The sequence below is a fragment of the Burkholderia sp. BCC0419 genome, assembly GCF_902830285.1.
Classification (GTDB): Bacteria; Pseudomonadota; Gammaproteobacteria; order Burkholderiales; family Burkholderiaceae; genus Burkholderia.
Window position 1 is genome coordinate 657,412 of sequence record NZ_CADESR010000001.1, and the last position, 22,445, is coordinate 679,856.

Here is a 22,445-nt window from a genome sequence, read left to right on the forward strand (position 1 = left end):
ACGTGGTTGACTTTACTCTCACCCCGAAAGACGAGTATCTGGTGAACATCGCACGTGAAGACGTGGAAATCGCCCGTAAATACGCGCGCTATTACGATCAGCATCACGAAGAACTCGAGCCCGTCGAGCTTCCGGAGGCCGCCGGGCGCCCGGATCCTTACGCATTGCTCGAAGCCGATCCGGCCGAAACAAGCGGGCCGATCGTTACGCAGGCGCTGCTGCAACTGGAGTATCCCGACGTGCGCATGCGGCGCGATACGAATCGGTTTCTCGGAACGAAGATCGTCAAGTACTCGGGTACGCCGGATCAGATCGAGCGCTTTGGCGACAAGTTGCTGTCGATCGCCATTTCGGAGCCCGGCGCAGGATCTGATCCGCGAGCGATGGTCGGAAGCGCCCGACACGACGAGGTCACCGATGAATGGATACTGAATGGCGAGAAGATCTATTGTTCGGGCTTCGGAGAGGCAGCGGGAGCAGTGGTTTTGCTGAAGGGTGCGCCGGACGAGCGGGGAATTCGCCCGTTCTGTGCGTTTATCGTCGAGAAGGGCGCGCCGGGTTTGCAACTGCTTGGCCAGGTCGACAAAATGGGCATGCGCGCGTGGGACACGGCGGACTTCGTGCTTCAGGACTGTCGCGTGCCTTCACGGAACAAGCTGAACGCAGACTTCAAGCGCACGATGATGGTTTTCAATGGGTCGCGCGCGATGGTTACGGCATTCGGCCTCAAAATCGCCCGCAACATGCTGGACGCGGTAGCGGAAAATCTTCGCCAGGCAGGACAGGCGCCCGACTACGCGGAAGGGCGCAACGCGCGGTCTGCCGCGCAGGATCGCCTGATCGCGCTCGAAGCGTTGTACGACGCGACCAAATTGTCGGTCTTGCATGCCAAATGGTCGGAACAGGCGAACGGCGTCACGAATGAGCAGACGATGATCGAGGCTTCCATGGCGAAAGCGCTGGGTGGTTTGGCTACGCGTCGCATTACGCAGGAGTGCATGGAACTTCTCGGGCCGCTCGCGCTAACGGAGCAACACCTGGCGGAGAAGTGGTTTCGAGATGCCCGGATCTTCGACATTTTCGAAGGGGCGGGTGAAATCAACCGTCTCATCGTCGCAAGGTGGCTGCTCGGTTATTCGAGCAAAGAACTGAACTAAATTCGGTATTTTCAGATTTTTGGTTCAACGCGGATCACCGAGGAACGCGGCGCGGATCTTGAGGAGGAAGTACTCCCCGTCGCGGTATCCGTAAGCTCGACGCTTGATGGCCTTGATGGTGTTGTTGATGTCTTCGACGACGCTGGTATTGAGCGAATGGCGGCAACGGGTCACGAAACAGCGACTGATTGGCCGCCAGTAACTCCCTCAGGTTCACGGCCTGACCGCTCCGTCACGCCGCTGGTAGCGACCCAGCCACGTCAGCTTCTCCAGCCGTGGGCAGCCACAATGTTCGCACCAGACCCGGCGACGAGGCACATGCAATACCACCCGGTATTCGAATAACGGCAGATCGCCCACTCGGCGAACCGTCGTCTCATGGATTTGCCGACTGCGCGCACCGCATTGCTCGCAATACATGACCTTGCTGACTGGCTTCAGATACAGCGATCGGCGCAGCATGTCGTATCGCCGCCACGGGAAACACGGAGAGCGTGCCGTCCCGATCTCGATCGAAGTATGCTGTAGCGCGACCGGCGTGCACGATCGGATTTCCGTCGGGCGCGCAAACCGCCGACCCGCGCCGCGTGCGATCCGGCAGCCAGAACAATCACAATCCGATTTCGCCCGACAGTGAGGGGCGGCCAACATGATCATGCTGCGTTCGTGGGGTGCGATTCTGTCGTTGCTGATGCTTGCCGCGTGCGCGAGCCTGCCGCCGCAGGCCGACCGCGCGCCGACGCATGCATTCACCGATACCGACACTACGCGCCTCGGCGCGGCATTTCGTCAGCAGGCTGCCGCCCATCCGGGGCAGGACGCGTTTCATTTGCTGACCGATCCGGTCGACGCGCTGGATGCGCGCGTGCTGCTCGCCGACCGTGCCGACCGCTCGCTCGACCTGCAGTACTACATCTGGCACGACGACCTGACCGGGCACGAACTGGCCGACGCGGTCATGCGCGCGGCCGATCGCGGCGTGCGCGTGCGCGCGCTGCTCGACGATCTCGGCACCAACGCGGACGACCGCAAGCTGCTCGAGATCAGCGCGCATCCGAACATCGAGATCCGGCTGTTCAATCCGGTGGCCACGCGCCGGTTCAAGAAGCTCGGCACGGTGTTCGAGTTCTCGCGCGTCAACCGGCGCATGCACAACAAGGCGATGATCGCGGACAACCAGGTGGCGATCGTCGGCGGCCGCAATATCGGCGATGAATACTTCGGCGCATCGTCGATGCTGGAGTTCGGCGATCTCGACGTCGTCGTTCATGGCCCGGTCGTGAAGGACATCTCGACCGAATTCGATACGTTCTGGAATTCGCCGTATGCGTATCCGGTCGATACGCTGGTCGGGCACGATGCGGCGCCGGGCGGGCTCGACCGCGAGCGCGAACGGTTGCGCGACTACCTGCGGGCCATGGAGGACAATCCGTACGTGCTCGAGGCCCGGCAGCGGCTCGACCGGATCGTCCACGGGCAGGGCACGGAGCTGTCGTGGGGGCATGCGACGGTGCTGTACGACGATCCGTCGAAGATCGCGCACGCGCCGAAGGACAGCGACGGGCACCTGATGCCGCAGTTGCGTGCGCTTGCGTTGCAGCCTCGGCACGACCTGCTGATCGTGTCGCCGTATTTCGTGCCGGGCAAGGAGGCGGTCGAGCGGCTGCGCGCGCTCACGGCGCGCGGCGTGCGCGTGACGGTGCTGACCAATTCGCTCGCGTCGACCGACGTGGCAGCCGTACATGCCGGCTACCGGCGCTATCGAAGCGATCTGGTGAACGCGGGCGTGCGGCTTTACGAGCGCCGGCCATCGGGCGACAAGAGCATTTCGAAGCAGGTCATCGGCGGCTCGTCGCGCGCGTCGCTGCACGCAAAGACCTACGTGTTCGATCACACGAGCATTTTCATCGGGTCGATGAATCTCGATCCGCGTTCGCTGAACCTCAATACGGAGATCGGCGTTTACTGCGAGAGCCCGGCGATTGCGTCTCAGGTGGCCAACGATCTGGAGGCACGGCTCGACCAGATCGCATGGCGTATCGAGGCGAGAACCGATCCGGCCGGCAAAGCGCGGCTCAAGTGGATTCAGACCGATGCGGACGGGACGGTCACCGAGATCGATCACGAGCCGGAGGTGTCCGCCCCGCGGCGGATGGAAGTGTGGTTTCTCGGGCTGTTTCCGATCGAATCGCAACTGTGAGCGACATTCAGCGCCGCGTGCGGCGGTGCTGCTCGATGACGGCCGCGAACTGCATCGCCGCTGTCTCGATAGTGGCGTCGCTCAGTCCTGAATAGCCGAGCACGAAGCCGTTGTATCGGCGGCCGTCGCCGATGCAGTAGCTGCTCAGCGGTTGCAGCAGCAAGCCATGAGCGGCTGCGGCGCGCGCGACGTCGGTATCGTGCAGCGGCGCCGCGAGATCCGCGGAAAGATGCATGCCGCCCGGGCTTTCGCGCACGCTCAGCGACGTGCCGAGATGGCGAGCGAGCGCCGCTTCGAGGCTGCTGCGCCGGTCCGCATAAAGCGCCCGCATCTTCCGCAGGTGCCGCGCAAACAGGCCGGTATCGATGAATTCGGCCATCGCCAGCTGGTCGGCCGAGTGACCGCGATGGACGAGTTCGCGCAGCGTTCTGGTGAAGCGTTCGACCAGCACCGGCGGCACCACCATGAAACCGAGCCGCAGGGCCGGAAACATCGTCTTGCTGAAGGTGCCGAGATAGCACACCGGCGCGTCCGCTTGCAGGCCCTGGATCGCGGGCAGCGGCTGGCCGCCGTGACGGAATTCGCTGTCGTAGTCGTCCTCGATGATCCACGCGCCGCATGCGCGGGCGCGCTCGACGAGCGCCGCGCGCCGCCGGGGGCTCATCAGCGCGCCGAGCGGATACTGGTGCGACGGCGTCGTATAGATCAGCCGGGGCGGGCGGGTGCGCCACTGCTCGTCGGTCGGCGCCATGCCCTCGCGATCGACCTCGATCGGCACGGGATTCAGGCCGGTCGACCGGAACGCGGTTCTCGCGCCGTTGTAGCAAGGGTTCTCGAGCCAGCCGTACTCGCCGGGATTCGCGAGCATCCGCGCGCAGAGCTCGAGGCTGCTCTGCGTGCCGTCGGTGATGAATACCTGGTCCGTGTCGCAGCGCACGCCGCGCGAGACGCGGATGTACGCGGCCACCGCGCGCCGCAGCTCGGGCAGCCCTTCGACCGGCCCGTACGCCAGCCGGGCGGGCGTGATGGTCTTCCATGCGCGCTCGATGCAACGGCGCCACTGGGCAACCGGGAATTCGTCGAGGGAAGGGAGGCCGGGAACGAACGGCAGCATGCGTTCGGGCTCGGGATCGGCATTCTCCAGCCCGTGCACGCGCGCCGACAGGTGAACCGGTGCGGGGCCGTCCTCATGGCCGACGCTCGACCGGCCGCATCCGTCCCATCGCGTGATCGTGCCGTTGCGCGTGGCCGCCACGAAGCCTTCCTCGGCCAGGCGCTCGTACGCATAGACCACGGAATTGCGCGCGATGCCCAGCTCGGCCGCGAGCACGCGCGTCGACGCGAGCCGCGTGCCGCGCGGAAGCTGCCCGTCCAGCAGCATGTCGCGCAGGCTCCGGTAGAGCGCTTCCTGCTGACTATGCGTTGGCGCGCCGTCCTGTCTGGCAAGCGATGAGATGAGCAGCGCGAGATCCATGGGCTGGTTCCAGAAATTTTCGTTGTGCTGGTTCTTTCGAAGACGCCGCGCGCATCGTATCGTTCACGTTCTCGCGGGGCAGGCCGGTGCACGCGCATATAGAGCGATCGGCGCGGCTTGCGGTACGCGCGTATTTTGCTCGATTCGGCGAGCGACTGTCGATGGGCCAGGCAATCGCGCGTTCCGCCATGGATACGGCATGATGCCGATACAATTCATTTCGCAGTACAGATATATGAACGACAAAACTACTCTCTCTTCCACGCCGCGTACGACCATTCGTCGCCTGCCTGAGCTGGCGAGCCACGATCGCACGATGCTCTATCGCATCGTGGACGACGCGTACGTCTGTCACATCGCGTTCGGCGACGGGCAGAACACGCACTGCATCCCGACCGCGCACTGGAGAAGGGGCGACGAGCTCTATATCCACGGGTCCAACGGCAGCCGGATGATCAAGGCGCTGTCGGCCGGCGCGCAGGCTTGCGTCGCGATGACGCTGCTGGACGGCCTCGTGCTGGCCCGGTCCGCCTTCAACCATTCGATGAATTATCGATCCGCGGTGATCTACGGGCAGTTCGACGTGATCGAAGGCAGTGAGGAAAAACTCGTCGCGCTGGATGCGTTGATGGACAAGATCGCGCCGGGCCGCAAGCATGAAGCGCGGCCGGGCAATTCGAAGGAAATCAACGCGACCAGCGTGCTGCGGATTTCGATGGCGGAAGCGGCCGTGAAAATCAGCGATTCGCTGCCGTCCGACAAGGAAGAGGATCTTGGGCTTGCTGTGTGGGCCGGGGTCTTGCCGCTGAAGACGACGCGCGGCGCACCGGTTCATGCAGACAGCAACGTGCCGGTGCCGGATTATGTGCGGAACTGGGCCGATTGAATGGCGCGGCAAGGCCCGCATCGGAGAGGCGAGACGACGCGGCATGCAGAGAACCCGCGACGGCTTCGCAGCCTTCGCGGGTTGTCGGACGCGGTTGCGCGCGATACGTCGCGCAACCGCAGCCGGTTCGGTCAACGGCCCATCAACGCGCGAAATCCGACGTGCTCTGGATGAACGCGTTCAGCTTCGAGATGTTCACGCTGCCGAAGCCCGTCGTCGCATCCCAGCCGGCCTTCGCCTTGTAGCCGTAAGTGCCGCTGCCGTTGTTGCCGGACGTGACGTCGTGCAGCAGCGCCGCGTTGGTCGGGAAGTACTTGTAGATGCTCGACGCGGGGAACCCGAGCGCATTGTTGTTGGCCGACTGCAGCCGCGCCCAGATGCCCGTGAAGATCGGCGCCGCGAGGCTCGTGCCGCCTTCGTTGTTCAGGTAGCCCGAACCCCACAGCGTGTCGGACGTCTGGCCGTTCACGACGAGAATCGCACCCGTGCGCAGGTCGGCGTCGAAGCCGATGTCGGGCAGCGCGCGCTTGGTCGAGCCGGTGAGGGTCGACGACTGCCACGTTGGCGCGGCCTCGTACTTGCTGTACCCGCCGCCCGTCGACCACACGGTGCCCGGCTGCCAGCTCGGATCGTTCCAGACGATTTCGCTGTTGTACGCATTGGTCGACGTATTGGTGAACAGCGTCGTGCCGCCCACCGCGATCACGTACGGCGACGTGGCCGGCTCGCTCACCGTGTAGGTCGAGCGCGACGGCGTGCCGCTCGCGCATTCGTACGCGCCGTGGTCGCCGGCGGAAACCGAGAAGGTTTGCCCTTGCGCGACCGCCTGCTTGAAGATGGTGTCGTCGGTGGCCTGCGAGCCGGTGCTGTTCGCGGACGATTCGCACACGCCGAGCGACACGTTGATCACCTTCGCGACGTTGTCGGTCACGGCCTTGTTGTACGCGGCCGTGATCGCGGTGAGCGTCATCGACGGCGCGGTGTAGAACACGACCTGCTTCACGCTGCCGCCGGCCGTGCCGACGATCGACTGGCTGTCGAGGTTCCATTCGACGGTGCCGTCGGTATCGGTGTACGAACTGCCGGCCGGCCCCGTCTTCACGATGCTGCTGCTGATCGTGCCGAGGCCGTTGTTCGCGGCGAACGTATTGAGGTCGCTCACCGTCTGCGACAGGTCGCCTTCGGAGATGATGCCGACCGTGGTCTGCGAGGCCGTCGGCGTGCCGTCGCCGCCGTAGATCGACGAGAACTCGGTCGGGTTGTGCGGCACCGCCGACGCGCCGGCCGGGATCGTCAGGTTGCTGGTGTTGCCTTGCGGCTTGCTGCCCGCACCCGTATGCATGAGCTCGACGTTCTGCAGGCCGAGCACCGTGCCGACGATGTTGCCGATCGCGTTCGGTACTTGCGCGGCGTCGGTGTTCGCATAGACGCTGCGGCCGTTGCGCGTGAAGCGCTTGAGAGTCGTGCGGAACGCGGACTGGACGGTTCCCGCGGTGCCGGACGCGGAGACCAGCAGCCGGTTCGGCGCGACCACGATATTCACGAAGCCCGCCTTGCGCAGGTGCGCGACGACGGACGCGACCTGCTGGTCGGTCGGCGCATATTGCGCGGCGAATTGCGCAGGCGTGAGGAACTGCCGGTAGTGCGGCGAGCCGGGCGTATGCAGGTCGCGCAGGTACTGGTCGAGCTGGGCTTCGTTGCGCAGGTTCAGCCCGAGCACGATGTCCACCGATTCGCCGGGCGCCATGTCGATCGCTGCGGCGGCAGCGGCAGCCGTGCTCGCGGCGGGCGCGCCGGCCGTGCCGGCTTCGTTCTGCTGCACGAGCGGCAGGAACCCCTTGGTGCGCGTTTCCGTCCAGCCGGCCGCAGGCGCGGCATGGGCGGTCGCCATGCCGAGCGACGCGGCGGCTGCGGCGGCGAGTGCGAGTTTGACGACGCGAATGTGCTTTTGTTTCTTGTTTGCAACCTGATTCATTTGAATTACCCCTCCGGTTGAACAACGAACGGCACGAACAACAACGGTCGACAGCGGTGCGGGTCATGCACCGCCGCTTTCTGTCGCATGCGGGCGGATGGCACGGACGCGACAGGGCCTTTCGCCCGATCCGGAAAGCGGTTTTTCTCCGGGGGCGAAATACGTAAAACGCGATAACGGGAAGGCTGCGCCGCAGGGCGGGGCAGTCGCGCCGGATCCGGCGCGGGCGGGGTTGCTAGAGCAACAGCTTCGTTGTCCTGCTCATTTGATTCGATCCTTCGGCCCGCTGCCGGATGGCAGCCGTCCAGTGAAATGCATCGGGATCCTGCACGCGCCGGCGGGCGAACGACTCATTCGGCGGCGCGTACTTCGGTGCAGCGGAAGCGAAAAAACGTGGAGCGGAATCGATTGCGTGGCGGGCAATCCGTCGGATTGCTTGCATCGGACGGTATCAAGAATGAAAGCGCGGTGTCAAACTTTTTTTGATTATATGAAACAAAATTAAATCGAATAAACCGAAATGATTTTGAAAAGATCGGCGGCATTTTGTAATGTTCGAAACCGGTAAAGCAGGTAATGCCGAAAGCGACTCGCCGATCCTTTCCGATGCGTGTTGAAACGGCCGTTCGTTATCGAGGAAATGCTCGAATCGGCGGGGCCTGTCGTTCGGCAATCTGAAGGTCGTCGACGAACCGGAACAGTTCGTCGACATGCTGAAGCAGCGCGTCGCGCGACGCAGCGTCCGCATCGGTGGCGAGCACCTTGATGGCGTCGAGCCGGGTTTCGAGTTCAGCGAGCTGGGTGCGCGTGACGCGACTGCTGCTGGCGACGGGGGCCGTCGCATCGGATGGATTCGTCGATTTCATGGAATGAGTCATCGCATTGAAGTGCTCGATGAAGCGCGACAGGTCGGCCGGGCAGCCGTCGCGGGAAACCGTGCGTGCCGACGGATCGCCGGCGACGATTCGGCCCGCGGTGTCCGCCATGGCGTCGAGCGTCGCGAGCATGCGGCGGAGCAGCCTGACGAGGTCGAACGCGGCGGCCAGCAGGCAGACGAACAGCACCGTCGCCAGCACCAGGTAAGTGGACGCACTGCGGAGCATCGCGTCGGCCGTCGCGTCGTGCGGCAACGCGGCCGGCGCATGCAGTGTGTAGACGAAGAACGCGACGGTGCAGGCGAGCAGCACGACGACGATCGCGCCGAGGCCGATCGCCCGCCCGATTTGCCGGCCGGGCCGTGCCGGCAGCGTCACTGCACGCCTCGCAGCCGGTAGCCGACGCCGCGCATCACTTCGGGCATGCCCGGTGCGCCGGCCTGTTCGAGTTTCTTGCGCAGCCTGCAGATGTGGCTGTCGACCGTGCGCTCCAGCGCGCTCACGTCGGCCATGCACGCATCGAGCAACTCGCCGCGCGTGAATACGCGGCTCGGCGATCTCGCCATGTGCGCGAGCAGCCGGAACTCCGTCAGCGTCAGCGTGATCGGCACCTCGGCGCCCGCCGTGCGCACGCGGGCCAGATAGCTGTCGGTGTCGACCTCCAGGTCGCCGACGCGCAGCATGCGCAGGGTCGGCGGCGCGGCGGACCGGCGCAGGATCGCGCGCAACCGCGCGACGACTTCGGCCGGGTTGAACGGCTTGACGATGTAGTCGTCCGCGCCGGCATGCAGTGCCTGCAGCCGGTCGAGGTCGCGATCGAACGCGGTGACCACGACGACGGGTGTGTTGTCGCGCCGCCGCAGCTCGGCGAGCACGTCCCAGCCGCTTTTCTGCGGCATCTTCACGTCGAGCAGGATCAGGTCGGGCTTCAGGTGCGGTTGCATGTCGAGCGCCGCTTGCCCGTCGGCGACGCGGTAGGTGCGAAAACCGTCGTGCTTCAGGTACGCATCGAGGATGTCCGAGATGTCGGGCTCGTCTTCTGCAATCAATATCAGTGAATTCGTCATGGAGTGTGCCGTGCGATGTCGAACAGTCGGGGCGGCCCGTTACCGGGCCGGGTCGCGCCGTTCCGCCACGCTGCCGCGCAGGACGGAACGGCGTCGTTCGTTCAGTCCTGCACCACGCGCTTCGACGGTGCAACGTCCTGGTCCGTCAGGCCGCCGCCGAGCGCCTTGTACAGCGCAACGGCATTGCCGAGCTCGCTGCGGCGCAGGTCGAGCAGCGCCTGCCGTGCCGAATAGAGCTGCCGCTGCGAATCGAGCAACTCCAGCCGGCCCTCGACACCCGCGCGATAGCGCAGGTTCGACAGGTCGGTGCGGCGTTCGGCCGAGCCGACCACGCGCGTCTGCGCGTCGATCTGGCGGCCGAAGGTTTCGCGCCCGGCGATGCCGTCGGCCACTTCGCGGAACGCGGCCTGGATCGCGCGTTCGTATTCGGCGACCGCGCTGGATTTGCGCACTTCCGCGAGACGCAGCTCGGCACGCAGCCGGCCGCCCTGGAAGATCGGCACCGTGACCTGCGGCGCGAAGCTCCACGTGCGCTGGCCGCCGTCGAACAGGCTGCCCATCGCGGGGCTGAGGAAACCGATCGACGACGTCAGCGACAGGCGCGGGAAGAATGCGGCGCGCGCGGCGCCGATGTCCGCGTTCGCGGCGACGAGATTTTGTTCGGCCTGCTGGATATCCGGTCGCCGGAACAGCAGCTCGGACGGCAGGCCGGCCGGCAGTTGCGTCATCACCGGTTGCTGCTGAAGCGGCAGCGGCTCGGGCAGATCCTTCGGCAGCTCGGCACCGACCAGCAGGCGCAATGCATTGCGTGCCTGCTCGACGGCGCGCGTGCGCGCTTCGAGATCGGCCGTCGCGCTCGCGACCTGGCCTTCGGCCTGCGCGATATCGACGCCGCTCGCCTGATGCGCTTCCTTCAGGCGGCGCGCGAGATCGAGCGACTGCTGCCAGTCGGCGAGCGTGCGCTCGGACAGCTGGCGTTGCTCGTGCGCGAGGCGTTCCGCGAAGTACGCGTCCGCCACGCCACCGACCAGCGAGATCTGCACCGCGCGGCGGCCGTGATCGGTCGCGAGGTAGCGCGCGAACGCGGCATCCGACTGCGACTTCACGCGGCCGAACAGGTCGATCTCGAACGCGCTGATGCCGACGTTCACGCCGTACTGGTTCTGCGTCGTGCCGAACAGCGGCGGACTCGACTGCGTGTCGTCCGACGTGCGCTGGCGCGTGAAGTTCGCGCCGGCGCCGATCGACGGCAGGCGCGCGGAACGCTGGATGCCGTACTGCGCTTCGGCGGCCTCGACGTTCAGCGCCGCCACCCGCAGGTCGCGGTTGTTGTCGAGCGCAAGCTCGATCAGGCGTTGCAGGCGGCGATCGCCGAACATCGTGCGCCAGCCGAGATCGGCGGCGTTGGCCTTGAGATCGGCGGCCGCGGTGGCCGTGTAGGCCGTCGGCACCGGCATCGAGGGTTTGACCAGCGTCGGCGCGAGCGAGCAGGCCGACAGCGCGAGGACGAGGGGAAGAATAAGCAATCGCATGGCATCAACCTTCCTGTCCGTGAGTCGGGGTAGCCGGCTGCTTGCGGGAAGCCCGCCATGCGCCGATGCGCTCCTGGATACTCATCACGAACACAAAGAAAACAGGGACGAAGAAAATGGCCAGCACCGTGGCGGTCACCATGCCGCCGAACACGCCGGTGCCGATCGCGTGCTGCGTCTCGGCGCTGGCGCCGGTCGCGATCATCAGCGGCACGACGCCGAGGCCGAACGCGAGCGAGGTCATCAGGATCGGGCGCAGGCGCAGCTTCGACGCCTGCACGGCTGCCTCGATCAAGCCCTTGCCTTCCTCGCGCAACTGCTTCGCGAACTCGACGATCAGGATCGCGTTCTTCGCGGACAGGCCGATCACGGTGATCATCCCGACCTTGAAGAACACGTCGTTCGGCAAGCCGCGCAGCAGCACCGCGCCGATCGCGCCGATCAGGCCGAGCGGCACCACCAGCATCACCGACAGCGGAATCGACCAGCTTTCGTACAGCGCGGCAAGCACCAGGAACACGACGATCATCGACAGCACCATCAGCATCGGCGCCTGCGACGCCGACTGGCGTTCCTGCAGCGACTGGCCGGTCCACTCGACCGCGAAGCCCGGCGGCAGCTGCGCGGCGAGCCGTTCCATCTCGGCCATCGCCGCGCCGCTCGACTGGCCGGGGGCGGCGGTGCCCGAGATCCGCGCGGACGGGTAGCCCTTGAAGCGCACCATCTGCAGCGGCGTCTCGGTCCACACCGGGCGCACCACCTCGGACAGCGGCACCATGCCGCCGGCCGCGTTGCGCACGTACAGCTTCATCACGTTGTCGATCTGCATGCGCGCCGGTGCGTCGGCCTGGATGATCACCTGCTGCATGCGGCCCGCGTTCGGGAAGTCGTTCACGTAGGTGGAGCCCATCGCGGTCGACAGCGTGTCGCTGAGCGTCGTGAACGACACGCCGAGCGCCTGCGCCTTCGCGCGGTCGATCTCGAGGCGGATGCTCGTGCCGGCCGGCAGGCTGTCCGGGTACACGCCGGTCACGACCTTGCTTTGCGCGGCGAGTTCGAGCAGCTTGACTTCCGCGGCCTTGAGCGCGGCCGTGCCCTGGTTGGCGCGGTCTTCCAGGCGCATCGAGAAGCCCGAGCTGTTGCCGAGTTCGTCGATCGCCGGCGGCAGCAGGCTCATCACCGTGCCTTCGGTCACGCCGGCCATCGCCTGCTGCGCGAGCATGCCTTCCTCGACGGTCGATGCGCCGCCGCGGTTCTTCCAGTCCTTCATCACGGACCAGTTGATCGCCGCGTTCGGCCCCTGGCCCGAGAAGCCGTAGCCGATCACGGAAATGCTCGACTGGATTGCCGGACGCGAAGCAAGATGCTTCTCCAGCGTCTTGACCACGTCATGCGTGCGCTCGGCGGTGGCGTCCGCGGGCAGCAGAAAGCTGGTGATGAAGTAGCCCTGGTCCTCGTCCGGCAGGAACGACGACGGCAGGCCGCGGAAGCCGAACACCAGTGCGCCGGCAATCGCCAGGAACACCAGCATCACGCGGCCCGTGCGGCCGACCAGGCGGCCGACGCGCGTCTCGTACCATTTCGTCATGCGATCGAAGCGGCGGTTGAACCAGCCGAAGAAGCCGCGCTTCTCGTGATGGCCCGGTTCGAGCGGCTTGAGCATCGTCGCGCACAGGGCCGGCGTGAGCGTCAGCGCCAGCAGCGCGGAGAACAGGATCGATACGGCCATCGACAGCGTGAACTGCTTGTAGATCACGCCGACCGAGCCGCTCGCCATCGCCATCGGCAGGAACACCGCGGTCAGCACCAGCGTGACGCCGACGATCGCGCCCGTGATCTCCTTCATCGCCTTCGACGTCGCGTCCTTCGGCGAGAGTCCTTCCTCGGCCATCAGGCGTTCGACGTTCTCGACGACGACGATCGCATCGTCGACGATGATGCCGATCGCGAGCACCATGCCGAACATCGTCAGCACGTTGATCGAGAAGCCGGTCATCAGCATTACCGCAAAGGTGCCGAGCATCGCGACCGGCGCGACGATGGCCGGGATCAGCGTATAGCGCACGTTCTGCAGGAACAGGTACATCACGAGGAACACGAGCACCATCGCTTCGAGCAGCGTGTGCAGCACTTTCTCGATCGAGATCTTCACGAACGGCGACGTGTCGAGCGGGATCGAGTAGGTCATGCCCGACGGCATCGACTTGCTCAGTTCGGCCATGCGCGTGCGGATCGCGTCCGCGGTCTTCACCGCATTCGCGCCCGGCGCGAGCTGCACGCCGGCGAGGGTGGCCGGCTTGTTGTTCTCGCGGCTCACGTACATGTAGTTCTGCGAGCCGAGTTCGACGCGTGCGACGTCGCCGAGCACGACCTTCGAGCCGTCCGCGTTCGCGCGCAGCACGACCTTCGCGAATTCCTCCGGCGTGGTGAGCTGACCCTGCGCGGTGAGCGGCACGGTCACGCGCTGGCCCGGCAGCGCGGGCAGCGCACCGAGGCTGCCCGGCGCGATCTGCACGTTCTGCTGGCCGATCGCGGTCGTCAGGTCGCTCATCGACAGGCCGAAATTGATCAGCTTCTGCGGATCGACCCAGATGCGCATCGCGCGCTCGGAGCCGAACTGGAGCACCCGCCCGACGCCGTCGATGCGCCGCAGCTCCTCGGACACGCTGCGCGCCATGTAGTCGGCGAGCGCGCCTTCGTCGAAGCGGCCGTTGTCGGAGCGCAGGCCGATCAGCATCAGGAAGCCGGACGACGCGGATTCGACGATCAGCCCGTTCTGGCGCACGGCGGCAGGCAGGCGCGGCTCGATCGACTTGATCTTGTTCTGCACGTCGACCTGCGCCATCTCCGGATCGGTGCCGGGCTTGAACGTCACGGTGATCTGCGCGCCGCCGGACGTGTCGGCCGACGATTCGAAGTACAGCAGGTTCTTGACGCCGGACAGTTCGCGCTCGATGAGGCTCAGCACGCCGTCGTTCATCGTCTGCGGCGTGGCGCCCGGATAGGTCGCGGTGATCGTGACGGAGGGCGGCGCGACCGACGGGTAGCGCGCGACCGGCAGTTGCGGGATCGCGATCAGCCCCATCAGGATGATGAAGAGGGCGATCACCCACGCAAACACCGGGCGGCGGATAAAGAATTCAGCCATGGCTGGAGGCTCCTCGTGACTCAGTGCGCGGACGCGGCGGCGGCCGCGTCAGGCGACTTCCAGTCGGTTGCGGCGGCCGCCGCGCCGTCGGTCAGGCGTTCCATGCCTTCGACGACGATCTTCTGGCCGGCCTGCAGGCCCGACTTGATGCGGTAGCTGCGGTTCGTGAGCTCGCCGACTTCGACGGCTTTCAGATGCGCGTTGCTCTTCGCGTCGAGCACCCACACCTGCGGCTTGCCGCCGGCGCGCACGATGGCCTGTTGCGGCACCATCACGGCGTTCGCGTAGTGCGCGCGCGGAATGCGGGCGCGCACGTACATGCCCGGCAGCAACTGGCGCTTCGGGTTGTCGACCAGCACGCGCAGCAGCACGTCGCCGGTGCCCGGATCGACGTTGACGCCCGAGAACAGCATGCGGCCCTTCACGTCGTAACGCGTGTCGTCGTCGCGCAGCACGTCGACCGGCAGGCCGTTGCTGTCCGACGCTTGCGGCTGCGAGGCGAGCGCGCCGCGCAGCGCGTCGAGCGAGGCGGCCGGCTGGCGCACGTCCACGTACACTTGGTCGATCTGCTGGATGCGCGCCATCGGCTGGCTGTCGCTGCTCGACACCAGCGCGCCTTCGGTCACGAGCGCCTGGTCGATGCGGCCGGCGATCGGCGCTTCCACGGTCGCGAACTTCAGGTCGAGCTGGCGGCGCGCAAGCGTCGCGCGGGCCTGCGCGACATCGGCCGCGGCCTGGTCGCGTTGCGATACGGCGTCGTCGTACACCTGGCGGCTGATCGCATCGGCCTCGACGAGCGGCTTGAAGCGCGCCGTCTGCACCTTCGCACGTTCGAGTGCGGCCTGCGCGCGCTGCAGCGAGGCGGCGGCGGTGTCCATCTCGGCCTTGAACGGCGCCGGATTGATCTGGAACAGCGGCTGGCCCACGCGCACTTCGGTGCCTTGCTCGAACAGCCGGCGTTGCACGATGCCGCTCACCTGCGGCCGGATCTCGGCCACCCGCACGGCCGCGACGCGGCCCGGCAGGTCTTCGGTCACGTCGACGCGCGTGGCGGCCACGGTCATGGCCGCCACCGGGGTGGCCGGTGCGGCGGCCTGCTGTTCGGACGGCCCGCAACCCGCCAGCATTGCCGCCACCAGCGCGCATACGGCGCCGTGGCAGCATCGTTTCTGATTTTTCATAGCGACTCCAGGAAGCGCAGGCAGCCCACTGCCTGCTTTGACGGACTGGAGTCTGACGCGCGTAGTTGGCGTCTTTTATGCGGAAAGATGGAGATTCGATGGAGACGGCGAAAGGCGGCAAAAAACGATGGCGGGCGGGAGGGGGGATGGTCAGACGAGGCCGCGCGGCTGCGCCGGCTGGCGACGACGGGCCTGCCGGGCGCAGATGCTCGACGTCGCGTCGGTGGTGGGGTGCGAGTGGATGCTGCTTTGACGCGTAGTGCGCTACGGTTTGGCGCCTGCATTGCGCAGTGCGTCCGCGGCATACGTGTTGTCGTGCGTCAGCGCGAGCTGAAGCAGCGACTGGCCGCGCCGGTCGACATGGTTCGGATTCGCGCCATGCGCGACGAGCAGCGGAATCAGCTCGAAGCGGTTGAACAGCGTCGCGAACCCCAGCGCGGTTTCGCCGGCGCCGTTCGTCTGGTCGATCGGGCAGCGCGTGTCGATCAGGCGTCGCGCGATGTCGGGTTCATTTTTGAAGAGGGCGCCCATCAGCGCGGTGTTGCCGTGACGATCGCCGACGCACGCATCGGCGCCGGCCGACAACAGGTAGTCGAGCGCCGCGGGCTGGCCGTCGTACGACGCGAGGATCACGGCCGTGTAGCCGTGGCTGTCGGTGGCGTCGACCGGATAGCCGGCGTCGTGCAACGCGCGCAGGATATCGACGCGGCCGACGCGCGCGGCGTCGAACCAGTCGTCGTCATAGCGGCGCAGCGCGGCAGGGTCGGCCTTGCCGTATGCCGGCTGGTCGGGCAGGTGCGCGCAGCCGGCGAGCGCGGCCAGCGCGAGCGCCGCCGCGGCCGCGCGGATCGCGTGGGTGAAGCGTTCGGATCGCATGAGGGTGTCCTGATGAAGTGGCCGGGCCGACGTGCGCGGCGCGATCGCACACGTCGGCAGCGACCGGCGTCGCGGGATCAGTTGTCGCTCAGCTTCGCCGCGAGCGACTGCACTTGCTGGACGTTCGCGTGAACGGCCTGCGCGAGACGCGTGCCGTAATCGGCATCGGCCTTGTAGAAGTACGACAGCATCGCGTACTGGTTCTGCGCGTTCTTCACCTGGCCGAGGTCGCCGGACAACGCGGTGACGAGGTCGTCCTTGTCCTGCTGCGACAGGCTGCGGTAGTACTCGCCCGCCTGACGGAACGGCAGCTTCTTGCGGATCGCTTCCTGCTGCGTCGTGCCGTTGAGCGCCATGCGGACCGACTTGTACTGCGGATCCTGCGCGAGTTCGTTCAGCGTCGACGGTTCGTAATTCACCTCGCCCTTGCGGTCGCCGGCATTCATCTTGCCGTCCTGGTTGTTGTTGACGACCGGCACGACCGGGCGGTTGATCGGCAGATCCATGTAGTTCGCGCCGAGCCGGTACATCTGCGTGTCGGCGTACGCGAACAGGCGATCCTGCAGCATCCGGTCTTCGGACGGTTCGATGCCCGGTACGAGCCGCGACGGCGCGAACGCCGATTCCTCGGTCGACTGGAAGTAGTTGTCGGGCACGCGGTTGAGCGTCATCGTGCCGATCTTGCGTTCAGGCACGCCGGTCCAGACCTTCGTATCGTCGAGCGCGTCGAAGTCGAAGCGGCTCAGGTCCTTCGGCGTGAGCACCTGCACGTACAGGTCCCACTTCGGGAAATCGCCCTGTTTCAGCGCGCCGTACAGGTCGTTCGTCATCATGTTCCAGTCGCGGCCGATCGATGCAGGGATCTCTTGCGGGCGCAGGCCGTGCACGCCTTGCTGGCTCTTCCAGTGGAACTTCACGTAGTGCACGTCGCCCTGCGCATTGACGAACTTGAACGCATGCACCGCGAAGCCGTCCATGCGGCGATACGAATCGGGCATGCCCTCGTCCGTGTACAGCCTCGTCAGCATGTGGGTCGCTTCGGGCGTGTGCGCGAAGAAGTCGAACGCGAGGTTCGGGTCCTGCACGCCGGTCACGGCGCTCGGTTTGTTCGCGTGCACGAAGTCGGGGAACTTGATGCCGTCGCGAATGAAGAACACGGGCCAGTTGATGCCGACCATGTCCCAGTTGCCCTGCTGCGTATAGAACTTCACCGCGAAGCCGCGCGGGTCGCGCGCCTGCTCGGGCGAGCCGCGATAGCCCATCACGGTGGAGAAGCGCACGAACACCGGCGTGCGGGTGCCCGGCGTGAAGACTTTCGCTTTCGTCAGGTCGGAGATGTCGGCGCTCGGCACGAACTCGCCGAATGCGCCGGTGCCGCGCGCATGCACGACGCGTTCCGGAATGCGCTCGCGATCGAAGCGCTGCAGTTTCTCGATGAGCGCGGAATCTTGCAGGAGTACGGGGCCGGCGGGGCCGGCCGTCTGCGAATTCTGGTTGTCGCCGACGGGCGCGCCGGTGTCGCGTGTGAGTTCGGCAGCGTATGGAGAAGCGGAGAGTGCCACGCAGATCGCGGCGACTGCGTGCCGCAGCACGCGATGGGAAGATGAGGACATGACGATGGAACTCCTTGAATCCGATCGGTGGTGGGGAAGCCGACTGAATTAGAAGAGATCGTCAGACGATTGGCTAATTGATATTCGATATGTTTTCGATAGTCACGGCATCGATGCGGCGCGAACCCGTTCGTTGCGCAAGAAACGAAGCAGCATCGTTGCGCGCGCAATGAGTCGTTGCTGAATTGTTTCGGCAAGCATGATGCATCGGTCGTGCATGATTTGCGTCGGCGCCGTCAACCGGCGCTTGCCTGCCATCCGAGCCCGAGGCTCTTCTGCACGGACACGTAGTCCTTGATCAGTTCGGCTTGCCCGGCGATCACGTTTTGCTGCGCGGACAGCGCTTCGCGTTGCGTATCGAGCAGGTCGATCATCGACGCGACGCCCGCGCGATAGCGCTGGTCCATCAGCGCGCGCGAATGCACGGCCGACGTCTGCACCTTCGTCAACGCGACGACATGCTCGCACTGATGCCCGTAACGCTGCAACGCGGTATTGGCATCCTGTAATGCACCGAGCACGGCCTTCTGGTAATTCGCTTCGGCTTCGTCGCGCGACGCTTCGGCCGCGCGTACCGCGCCGCGCGTGCGTCCGAAGTCCAGAATGTTCCATTGCAGGTACGGCGCACCGACCCACGTGAAATTCTGCTTGCGGAACAGGTGGCCGGGGTCGGTCGCGCTGAAGCCGAGATCGCCGAGCAACGTCACCTTCGGGAAATAGTCGGCGACATGCTCGCCGATCTGCGCATGGCTCGACGCGAGCCGGCGTTCGGCCGCGCGGATGTCGGGGCGCTGCTTCAGCAGCGTGGCCGGATCGCCGATCGCGACGCTGCCGGGCAGCGTCGGCAGTGCCACGTCCGGGGTAGACAGCGTGGCGTCGAGCGCGCCCGGCGCGCGGCCCGTCAGGATCGCGAGCCGGTCGAGCGATTCGGTCACCTGAGCATCGAGCGGGATCAGCGACGCGCGCGTGTTCTCGACCAGCGTCGTCAGGCGCTCGATGTCCGCATCGGCCGCGACGCCGCGCGCGCGGCGCTGCTGCGTGAGTTCGAGCATCTGCTGCTGCAATTGCGCGGTGCGCCGCGACAACGCAAGTCGTTGCTGCTGATCGCGCAGGTCGACATACGCATTCGCGACTTCGGCCGCGATCGACACCTGCGTGTCGGCGAGATCGGCATCGACGGCTTCGGCCTGCGCGGAAGCGGCTTCGACCGCGCGGCGCGTGCCACCGAACAGGTCGATTTCCCAGGTCGCGTCGAAGCCCGCCGAATAGAGTTGCAGCGGCCCCGAGCCGCCGAGCGACGGCGACGTGCCGCCCGATTGGCCCGAGCCGTTCGACGGCAGCAGCGAACCGAGCGCGCCGACGTCCGGTTCGCGCATGCGGATGGCCGCGACGGTGGCCGACGATTTCGGCATCTGCGCGGCGCGCTGTTGCGAGAGCTGCGCGCGTGCCGCGCGCAAGCGGGCCTGCGCCGCGTGCAGATCGGGGTTGTACACGAGCGCGGCGACGATCAGCGCGTCGAGCTGGCGATCGTTCAGCGCGTGCCACCACGCGCTCGGCGCGGGCGCGGCGGTGTCGACGCCGGTGGCCGGTGCGCGCACGAAGGTCGGCGCATCCGGCGCGGCGGGCGCGCCGCGGTAGTCGGGGCCGACCGTGCAGCCGGCGAGCAGGCACGCGGCCGCGCACAGGGTGAGCGCGGGGCGGCGGGGCAGGGAGAAGGATTTCATCGCGTATGACGGGTCAATGGCCGGACGACGTCGGCTGCGGCCCGCGCGGCGTTCTCAGCAGCAGCGCGAGCGGCACGCAGGCGAGCAGCGCGAGGCCCAGCAGATAGAAGGTTTCGGAATAGGTCATCACGACGGCCTGGATCTGGATTTGCTGCGCCAACTGGCCGAGCGCGCGCATGTTCGAATACGCGAGATCGCCGGTGTGCGCGAACCAGTTGGCCGCATAGGCCGACAGTCGATCCTGGCCGATCAGCGAGTTCGCGGTCACTGATTCGCGCAGCGCGGCCGTATGGAAGGTCGTGCGCCGGTCGATCACGGTGCCGATGATCGCGAGCCCGATCGAGCCGCCGAGGTTGCGCGCCATGTTGTAGAGCCCGGCCGCATCGCCCGAGTCTTCGCGCGCGACGGCCGCCATCGACGCCTGGTTGAGCGGCATCATCGCGAGCATCTGCGCGAGGCCGCGGATCAGTTGCGACCACATGAAGTCGTGGCCGACGCTCTGCGCGGTCAGGCTGATGTCGAGCATGCAGCTCAGGCAGAACAGCAGCAAGCCCGTGATCACGAGAATGCGGAAATCGACCTTGCCGAGCAGGCGCGGCAGGATCGGCATCACGAGAAAGGCCGGCAGCCCCGACAGCAGCATGATCGCGCCCGCCTGTTCCGCGTTGTAGCCGGCGACGATCGCGAGGAACTGCGGCAGCAGGTAGGACACGCCGTACAGCCCGGCGCCGACCGCGGACACGATCACGATCACGCTCGCGTAGCGCGGGTTGCGCATCAGCGACAGCCGCATGATCGGCCGCTTCGCGAAGCGCTGCGACAGCGCGATCAGGATCATCCCGGCGAACGACACGACGCTCAGCGTGACGATCATCTGCGATTCGAACCAGCGTTCGCGCTGGCCTTCCTCGAGCACGACGGTCAGCGAGCTCAGGCCGATCGCGAGACCGAAGATGCCGAGCCAGTCCGCGTTGAAGAATGCGCTCCATTGCGGGCGGTCCGACGGCAGCCCGAACACCAGCAGCGCCATCAGCAGCAGGCACACGGGCAGGTTCAGGAAGAAGCACCAGCTCCAGTTCACGTTTTCCGCGAGCCAGCCGCCGAGCACCGGGCCGAACAGCGGCCCGAGCAGTACGATCAGGCCGAACATCGTCATCCCGACGGGCAACTGCGACAGCGGCAGGCGCGTGCGGATGATCGTCTGCGCGGTCGGGATCAGCGCGCCACCCGTGAAGCCCTGGCCGATCCGGCCGGCGATCATCATCGGCAGCGAATGCGACCAGCCGCACATCATCGAGAACGCGATGAACAGCGCGGAGTTCGTCAGCAGGAAATTGCGCAGCCCGAACACGCGCGTGAGCCAGGCGGCGAGCGGGATCATCACGATTTCCGACATCAGGTAGCCGGTCGAGATCCACGTGCCTTCGGTGCCGGTCGCGCCGATTTCGCCCTGGATCTGCGGCAGCGCGGAATTCGTGATCGAGATGTCGAGCGTCGCCATCAGCGCACCGAGCGCGCCGGCCGCGACCGCGATCCAGTCGGTCACGCTCGCGCGGCCTTCATGCGGCGGCATGGGTATCGTGGCGGGCGTATCAGCCATGATGCTGCTCGTCGCGGGCCGAACGCGTATCGACGTCGACCGTCACCGACAGCCCGGGCAACAGCATGCGTTGCGCGCGGGCGTTCGCGGCGAGACGGATGCGCACCGGCACGCGCTGGACGATCTTCGTGAAGTTGCCGGTCGCGTTCTCGGGCGGCAGCAGCGCGAACTGCGCGCCGGTGCCGGGCGCGAAGCTGTCGACGACGCCGGACAGCGCACCGTCCGGCAGCGCATCGACATGCAGCTCGACGGGCTGGCCGATGCGCATCTGGCGGATCTGCGTTTCCTTGAAGTTCGCGACGAGATAGATCGAGTCGACCGGCACGACGGTCAGCAGCCGCGTGCCGGGCTGCACGTATTGGCCGACGCGCACCGTGCGATCGCCGACGCGGCCCGCGAGCGTGCTGCGCACGATCGTGTTGTCGAGGTCGAGCTGCGCCTGGGCGGCGCTGGCCTGCGCGGCCTCGAGTTGCGCGCGCGCCTGCTGGAGTTGCGCGGTGAACGACGCGATCTGCGTGCGGGCGGCGGCGATCGACGCGTTGTTCGCGGCGAGCGTCGCGAGCGCCTGGTCGCGCGTGCTTTTCAGGTCGGCCACACGTTCGTGCGTTTCGGCGCCGGTCGCCGCGAGCGGCGCATAGCGCGTGTACTCGTCGCTCGCGTGTTGCGCGTTGATGCGCGACACCTTCGCCTGTGCGTCGGCCTGTTCGAGATTCGCGTGTTGCTGGCTGATGTCGGCTTCGGCGCGCGCGATATCGGCGCGGCGGGCGTCGACGGTCGCCAGCGCTTGCGCGAGCGCCACCTGGTACTGGCGGACGTCGAGCCGCACGAGCGGATCGCCGGCCTTCACGGGCTGGTTGTCGCGCACGTAGACGTCGGTCACGTAGCCGGCGACCTTCGGCGCGGCAGTCATGCTGTCGGCCTGCAGGTACGCATCGTTGGTGCTTTCGATGAAGCGGCCGACCGTCCACCAGCGGCCGAGCCAGATCGCGCCGCCGACGGCCGCGAGCACAGCGACCGCGAGCAGGATGCGCCGCCTCGTTCCACCGTTGCCGTTGCGCGGCATTGTTCCGTTTTCCTGACGATCTGCTTTCTGTGGCGGCTCTTGTAGCGTCGACATGCGGGATCCAATTTATTCCA

Annotated in this window: 15 protein-coding genes and 2 pseudogenes; 3 read left to right on the plus strand and 14 right to left on the minus strand. The window is 66.5% G+C overall.

What is annotated here, in order from left to right:
- The first annotated feature begins 2 nt into the window (after window positions 1-2).
- The gene (locus tag HWW87_RS02965) at window positions 3-1,157 is read left to right on the plus strand and encodes an acyl-CoA dehydrogenase (protein ID WP_175819171.1); all 1,155 of its coding nucleotides are present in this window, start codon (window positions 3-5) and stop codon (window positions 1,155-1,157) included.
- A gap of 24 nt (window positions 1,158-1,181) precedes the next feature.
- On the opposite strand, the pseudogene HWW87_RS37060 reads toward HWW87_RS02965, so the two are convergent.
- Window positions 1,182-1,316, minus strand: a pseudogene (locus HWW87_RS37060) (transposase); the annotation flags it as partial.
- 78 nt (window positions 1,317-1,394) lie between these two features.
- Window positions 1,395-1,607, minus strand: a pseudogene (locus HWW87_RS37065) (transposase family protein); the annotation flags it as partial.
- A gap of 199 nt (window positions 1,608-1,806) precedes the next feature.
- On the opposite strand from HWW87_RS37065, the gene HWW87_RS02980 reads away from it, so the two are divergent.
- Window positions 1,807-3,357 carry a phospholipase D family protein gene (locus HWW87_RS02980; RefSeq protein ID WP_175819173.1) on the plus strand — a complete coding sequence of 517 codons (1,551 nt, stop codon included), beginning with the start codon at window positions 1,807-1,809 and terminating at the stop codon, window positions 3,355-3,357.
- A 7-nt stretch (window positions 3,358-3,364) separates the two neighbouring features.
- On the opposite strand, the gene HWW87_RS02985 is transcribed toward HWW87_RS02980, so the two are convergent.
- Complete coding sequence (locus tag HWW87_RS02985) at window positions 3,365-4,831, minus strand: PLP-dependent aminotransferase family protein (protein WP_175819174.1); 1,467 nt, start codon at window positions 4,829-4,831, stop codon at window positions 3,365-3,367.
- A 235-nt stretch (window positions 4,832-5,066) separates the two neighbouring features.
- Here HWW87_RS02985 and HWW87_RS02990 point away from each other — a divergent pair, with 235 nt between their 5' ends.
- The gene (locus tag HWW87_RS02990) at window positions 5,067-5,717 is read left to right on the plus strand and encodes a pyridoxamine 5'-phosphate oxidase family protein (protein ID WP_175820662.1); all 651 of its coding nucleotides are present in this window, start codon (window positions 5,067-5,069) and stop codon (window positions 5,715-5,717) included.
- Between the two features lie 142 nt (window positions 5,718-5,859).
- Here HWW87_RS02990 and HWW87_RS02995 read toward each other — a convergent pair whose 3' ends face one another.
- The 11 genes from HWW87_RS02995 to HWW87_RS03045 form a co-directional block, all read right to left on the minus strand.
- The gene (locus HWW87_RS02995) at window positions 5,860-7,692 is read right to left on the minus strand and encodes a S53 family peptidase (protein WP_175819175.1); all 1,833 of its coding nucleotides are present in this window, start codon (window positions 7,690-7,692) and stop codon (window positions 5,860-5,862) included.
- 629 nt (window positions 7,693-8,321) lie between these two features.
- Window positions 8,322-8,945, minus strand: a complete 624-nt coding sequence (locus tag HWW87_RS03000) for a histidine kinase (RefSeq protein WP_175819176.1) — start codon at window positions 8,943-8,945, stop codon at window positions 8,322-8,324.
- Entirely contained in the window at window positions 8,942-9,634 is a 693-nt protein-coding gene (locus tag HWW87_RS03005; protein ID WP_175819177.1) for a response regulator, read from the minus strand. The genes HWW87_RS03000 and HWW87_RS03005 overlap by 4 nt, the downstream gene beginning before the upstream one ends.
- A gap of 101 nt (window positions 9,635-9,735) precedes the next feature.
- Window positions 9,736-11,166, minus strand: coding sequence for an efflux transporter outer membrane subunit (locus HWW87_RS03010; protein WP_175819178.1), 1,431 nt, complete (start codon window positions 11,164-11,166; stop codon window positions 9,736-9,738).
- Window positions 11,167-11,170: 4 nt separating this feature from the next.
- Window positions 11,171-14,314, minus strand: coding sequence for an efflux RND transporter permease subunit (locus HWW87_RS03015; protein ID WP_175819179.1), 3,144 nt, complete (start codon window positions 14,312-14,314; stop codon window positions 11,171-11,173).
- Window positions 14,315-14,334: 20 nt separating this feature from the next.
- Window positions 14,335-15,495: an efflux RND transporter periplasmic adaptor subunit gene (locus tag HWW87_RS03020; RefSeq protein WP_175819180.1), complete on the minus strand. Its 1,161-nt coding sequence runs from the start codon at window positions 15,493-15,495 to the stop codon at window positions 14,335-14,337.
- 264 nt (window positions 15,496-15,759) lie between these two features.
- Window positions 15,760-16,371: an ankyrin repeat domain-containing protein gene (locus tag HWW87_RS03025; protein ID WP_175819181.1), complete on the minus strand. Its 612-nt coding sequence runs from the start codon at window positions 16,369-16,371 to the stop codon at window positions 15,760-15,762.
- Window positions 16,372-16,448: 77 nt separating this feature from the next.
- On the minus strand, window positions 16,449-17,984 hold the full coding sequence (locus HWW87_RS03030) for a catalase (RefSeq protein WP_175819182.1): 1,536 nt from the start codon (window positions 17,982-17,984) through the stop codon (window positions 16,449-16,451).
- A gap of 236 nt (window positions 17,985-18,220) precedes the next feature.
- The gene (locus tag HWW87_RS03035) at window positions 18,221-19,708 is read right to left on the minus strand and encodes an efflux transporter outer membrane subunit (protein ID WP_175819183.1); all 1,488 of its coding nucleotides are present in this window, start codon (window positions 19,706-19,708) and stop codon (window positions 18,221-18,223) included.
- 13 nt (window positions 19,709-19,721) lie between these two features.
- The gene (locus HWW87_RS03040; protein WP_174388744.1) at window positions 19,722-21,308 is read right to left on the minus strand and encodes an MDR family MFS transporter; all 1,587 of its coding nucleotides are present in this window, start codon (window positions 21,306-21,308) and stop codon (window positions 19,722-19,724) included.
- Window positions 21,301-22,425, minus strand: coding sequence for an HlyD family secretion protein (locus HWW87_RS03045; protein ID WP_175819184.1), 1,125 nt, complete (start codon window positions 22,423-22,425; stop codon window positions 21,301-21,303). The genes HWW87_RS03040 and HWW87_RS03045 overlap by 8 nt, the downstream gene beginning before the upstream one ends.
- Between the last annotated feature and the right edge of the window lie 20 nt (window positions 22,426-22,445).

Coding starts and splice junctions, on each gene's coding strand:
- HWW87_RS02980 (WP_175819173.1), top strand. CDS start 1,807: ATGATCATGCTGCGTTCGTGGGGTGCGATTCTGTCGTTGCTGATGCTT.
- HWW87_RS02985 (WP_175819174.1), bottom strand. CDS start 4,831: ATGGATCTCGCGCTGCTCATCTCATCGCTTGCCAGACAGGACGGCGCG.
- HWW87_RS02990 (WP_175820662.1), top strand. CDS start 5,067: ATGAACGACAAAACTACTCTCTCTTCCACGCCGCGTACGACCATTCGT.
- HWW87_RS02995 (WP_175819175.1), bottom strand. CDS start 7,692: ATGAATCAGGTTGCAAACAAGAAACAAAAGCACATTCGCGTCGTCAAA.
- HWW87_RS03005 (WP_175819177.1), bottom strand. CDS start 9,634: ATGACGAATTCACTGATATTGATTGCAGAAGACGAGCCCGACATCTCG.
- HWW87_RS03010 (WP_175819178.1), bottom strand. CDS start 11,166: ATGCGATTGCTTATTCTTCCCCTCGTCCTCGCGCTGTCGGCCTGCTCG.
- HWW87_RS03015 (WP_175819179.1), bottom strand. CDS start 14,314: ATGGCTGAATTCTTTATCCGCCGCCCGGTGTTTGCGTGGGTGATCGCC.
- HWW87_RS03020 (WP_175819180.1), bottom strand. CDS start 15,495: ATGAAAAATCAGAAACGATGCTGCCACGGCGCCGTATGCGCGCTGGTG.
- HWW87_RS03025 (WP_175819181.1), bottom strand. CDS start 16,371: ATGCGATCCGAACGCTTCACCCACGCGATCCGCGCGGCCGCGGCGGCG.
- HWW87_RS03030 (WP_175819182.1), bottom strand. CDS start 17,984: ATGTCCTCATCTTCCCATCGCGTGCTGCGGCACGCAGTCGCCGCGATC.
- HWW87_RS03035 (WP_175819183.1), bottom strand. CDS start 19,708: ATGAAATCCTTCTCCCTGCCCCGCCGCCCCGCGCTCACCCTGTGCGCG.
- HWW87_RS03040 (WP_174388744.1), bottom strand. CDS start 21,308: ATGGCTGATACGCCCGCCACGATACCCATGCCGCCGCATGAAGGCCGC.
- HWW87_RS03045 (WP_175819184.1), bottom strand. CDS start 22,425: ATGTCGACGCTACAAGAGCCGCCACAGAAAGCAGATCGTCAGGAAAAC.